The organism is Bacillus cereus group sp. BfR-BA-01379 (assembly GCF_022663605.1).
GTDB lineage: Bacteria > Bacillota > Bacilli > Bacillales > Bacillaceae_G > Bacillus_A > Bacillus_A mobilis.
Genome location: NZ_JAKUFT010000150.1, coordinates 1 through 3,885, shown reverse-complemented (window position 1 = coordinate 3,885; position 3,885 = coordinate 1). Strand labels below are relative to the sequence as shown.

Genomic DNA, 3,885 nt, shown 5'->3' with positions numbered 1-3,885 from the left:
CGATCCGCATCTGCCTTTTTCTTTACTTCTGCATCATATTGCTTTTCACGACGCGCAATCTCTTTTTCTTCTAATTCAATTTGCTTTTCACGCTCAATAATTTTAACTCGCATTTGCTCTTCTGTAACACCTTGTTGCGCTTTTGCTTGTTGTAATTCATAGGAAAGATCTGCATCTGCGCGAGCTTGTTCTTGGTCTCTCTTATAAGATTGTACTTTTAACTCTTTATGTTTTTCAGCTTCAGCGATTTGTGCATCACGTTGATACTCAGCTTCTTTCGCTTCTTTCTCAGCACGAGCTTTTTCAATTCGCGCCTCTTTTTCACGCTCTGCATTTGCAACTGTTGCATCACGCTTAACCATTGCAATTTGTGGCTGACCAAGTGCATCTAAGTAACCGTTCTTATCCATGATTTCTTTAATTGTAAAGGAAACGATGCGAAGTCCCATCTTCTTTAAATCTGTAGAAGCTACTTCATGTACCTTTTGAGCAAATTGCTCTCTATTACTATACGCATCTTCTACTGTCATAGAAGATAAGATAGCACGTAGATGCCCTTCTAAAACCTCTTTTGCTTCTATTTTTAACTCTTCTGTTTCTTTTCCTAAATATTGTTCAGCAGCTGTAGAAACCTCTTCAATGGTAGATCCTACTTTAATAATAGAAACACCGTTTACTGTAATCGGTACACCTTGTTTCGTATACGTATCACGTGTTCCCACTTCTAATTTGTAGTTTAATAGACTTAAAGGCTCTGCTCTTTGCATAATCGGAACTACGAAAGTACCGCCTCCACGAATAATCTTAATCTTCTTTCCATCATCAGTGGTAACTACATTTTTCCCGCCACCAAGCCAGTTTCCAGTAACAATTAATGCTTCATCTGGTCCAACTGTTCGATATTTTGTAATGAATACTAAAATGAGTAGAATTAAAATTGCGAGTAATACTCCACCGATAATTAATGGAATCGTCATGTAAATTCCCCCTTATAATTTTGGTTTCTTTAAAGAATAAGCGATGTTCTGTACAAGCAAAACACCATCTTGGACTCCCTCGATAATAACTTCAGTTCCTTGTGAAATATCTTTCTTCCCAACTGTTTTAGCTAGGATTGCATTGTTTCCAAATTGGGAGGAAATTAATACTTCACCAAACCCTTCTGTAGGAATAGTCGTAATGACCTCTCCCTTACAGCCAATGAATTCATCCATACGCTGCACAGTGTTTTGTTCTGCTTCTGCAATCGGCTTTAAAATTAATATTTTCATTATGAAAACACCAATAAAGGATATAGCAAATGCAGCCCCGAAAATAAGAATACTATTAAAGGAAAATAAATATTCTCCTATATAACTAAGTCCACATAACATGGCGAAAAAACTAAGTAATAAAGTAACAACGGATACAGATCCGCCTCCAAAACTAAATATGGATTCAAATATATCTCCAAAAAAGATATAAATAACAGTGAGTATAGTAGCAATAATAAATCCGTATAAATAAATTTTTTCAAGTGGATAACCAAACAAATCCATTTCTTATCCCCCTCTCTTAAACAATCCTTTTTTGTTATGTGTATGCCCCACCTCTTTCAAAGATTATTGTTCTTAATTTTCAGTTATTTACTTTTTAAAGAATAGCCTGTAAGACAGGCCTCTAAAAAAGAACAGGAGAAACCTATTGTGACAGGCTCCTCCTAGAAAATAACCGATATATTATATATCTATATAATATACTATTTTCCACAAAAAGTAAAGTTAAACATACATTGGAAAAGTACTTATTTTACTGATAATTCGTACGTTCCATCGCCATTATCATATTTATATACATACAAATAATACTTACCTGGTTTTGCACCAAATTTTGCTTCTATATGATTTCCGTTCGCTTGACCGTAAGCTGCATAATTTTGCATATCTGATTCATGGTGAAGTACCCATGTCATCCCAATTCCATACTTATTTAAAACGGAAATATCGATATCTTTCGCTGATGCTACATTAAATGTATAAACATCAGTGTGATCTCCGCCGATAAGGCTACCTTTTATAGTAGTGTTTAGCCCAATACGATTTGCTTCCTCTGGACGATTATTTGGTTCTGATTCTGTTAAACTTCCATCTTTAATCGTAACAGTTGTTTCGCTTCTGCTCTCTTTACCTTTATCATCTTTTACTCTTAACGCTACCTTATAAGTTCCTTCTCTTTCATACGCATGTACTGGATTAACTTCTGCACTTGTGCTTCCATCTCCAAATTCCCATAAATAAGAAACGATTTTTCCATCTTCATCATTTGAGCCATCACTTTTAAATTGAATACCTTCTTTTACAAGCCCATTATAAGGTCCATTTATATTAACTGTTGGAGCTTTATTTTCTCTATCATCTTTTGCGATACCGTGGAAGACTACATCATATTCAAATTGCTTTGAGCTATTCACACGGTAATTGACAAAGTATGCTGTAACCGTTTTGTAGCCACTCCATTCTTTTTGTGCCAGTTGTTCTAGCGTTTCATTTACTTTCTTACTCATTGCATTCCAATCTTCTGACTCACCTTTTGTTACACTACCTGTATACGTACCTTCTAAAGTAAATGTATTAAAGAATTGTGAGCTATGTTTTGTCATTTTTTCATCTTTCATAGGCAGCGTATCACTAATTTCTTTCTCTACTGCTGTTAGTGATTTCGGTGCATGTTCAGCTAAATAATCATTTGCTACTTCCGGCACACTATATTTATCTTGATTATCAATTAGCTGCTGCATATACTCTTGATACTCTTTATTTAGTTTAGAATCTTTACTTAAATTCTCACGATAGGCATCATAATTTTTCACGTCATTTGCACGAATTAAATCTTGAATTTTATCAAACGTTTCAAATTGATGTGTATATAAATAAGATTGCAATGCAAACGAGTAATTATAGAAATCCCAAGAACCATATTTAGCAAATAATGTGCGCTCTGCTGTATAACGGCTTGCAGGATCAGATGATAATCCACTAATGATACTCTTTCTCGGTACTACATTATTTGTACGAGTAGATCCTGCGAAAAATTCTGCATTTCCTTCTTGGAACCAAGTTAATCTCTCATTTTGATACATATCTCCTCTTCCAAATAAACCTGGCACTTCAAATCTCCCTTGAAGATAATGAGTAAACTCATGACGGAACAGCTCTTCTAAACTATAAATACTTTGTTCTGGCGTACGCTCATATGTAAAGAATGTTCCTGTTTCTTCAATATAAATTCCACCGTTGTTTGTTTCATACCCATACAATTGTCTGTTTAACTGATATTCGTCTGGAGTATTATAGATTACTATCGTCAATACGTCGTCCGCATTACCTGGCTCTAATGCTTTGTCATTCCCAATTACACGATGATACTGCGCTTTTACTTCCTTCGCAGCCCAGTATAGTCTCTTAATTTTTTCTTCTGATACTTTATCCCCTGTTTTAAACACAATAGATCCATCGTCGAATGTGTACGTTTTTGGTAAGTACTGTTCTTTTCCTTCTTTACGTATTTTCTCTAAATCTACTGTATTCCCGCTATAATCTTTCCCGTTATAATTTGTTGTAATTTGTTCTACTGCAACAAAATACGGCTCACTTAAACGCGGGTACATATGCATTGCTTGTGTAACAACCTCTAATCCTTTATTTGGATTACTATGAAACTTCCCTAAACGACTAGCGAAATAAATTCCATTATTAACGAGCCACTTATTTTCCGGTGTTACTTCATTTAAAAGAGCGATACGATTTATTTCATTAATAAACCGATCTACTTTCCCATACCACATTGTATCTTTTGCCTCTTTACGAGTTTCAAATAAATAAGATTGCATATCATAATCAATACCTT

At 34.8% G+C, this 3,885-nt stretch carries 3 protein-coding genes; all 3 read right to left on the bottom strand.

Features of this window, described 5'->3' with window-relative positions:
• Window positions 1-977, bottom strand: a 977-nt coding sequence (locus MR113_RS26945) for a flotillin family protein (RefSeq protein WP_242257455.1), incomplete at its 3' end; no start/stop codon positions are given.
• A 12-nt stretch (window positions 978-989) separates the two neighbouring features.
• The gene (locus MR113_RS26940) at window positions 990-1,538 is read right to left on the bottom strand and encodes an NfeD family protein (RefSeq protein ID WP_242257454.1); all 549 of its coding nucleotides are present in this window, start codon (window positions 1,536-1,538) and stop codon (window positions 990-992) included.
• Between the two features lie 245 nt (window positions 1,539-1,783).
• Window positions 1,784-3,885, bottom strand: a 2,102-nt coding sequence (gene colA / locus MR113_RS26935; protein WP_242257453.1) for a collagenase ColA, incomplete at its 5' end; no start/stop codon positions are given.